The organism is Arthrobacter sp. SPT-J7 (assembly GCF_059089965.1).
Genome location: NZ_JBNHFF010000603.1, coordinates 1 through 360 on the forward strand (window position 1 = coordinate 1; position 360 = coordinate 360).

At 57.2% G+C, this 360-nt stretch carries 1 rRNA gene; it reads left to right on the plus strand.

Features of this window, described 5'->3' with window-relative positions:
- Positions 1-280 precede the first annotated feature (280 nt).
- Positions 281-360, plus strand: a 5S ribosomal RNA gene (gene rrf / locus AC5RWX_RS34485); the annotation flags it as partial.

The window sequence follows — 360 nt, forward strand, 5'->3', positions numbered from 1 at the left end:
GACCACTGGGTTGATAGGCCGGATGTGGAAGCGAGGACGAAAGACTCGTGAAGCTGACCGGTACTAATAGTCCGACAACTTACACCACACCACCCCTTCCCGGGGTGGGTGATCAAAACGAAGCTACGCGTCCGCTATGTGGTTCCCAGACAACAACCCCTGTCTGTCGGGAACAAACAATTGAATACAGTTCCAAGCACAAGCTTGTAACCACTGAGATTTGCCGCCAGGCAGCTTTCCGACCCGTTCGGAAAACACAGCCCGGGCGTGCACGAAGGGTTACGGCGGTCATAGCGTGGGGGAAACGCCCGGTCCCATTCCGAACCCGGAAGCTAAGGCCCACAGCGCCGATGGTACTGC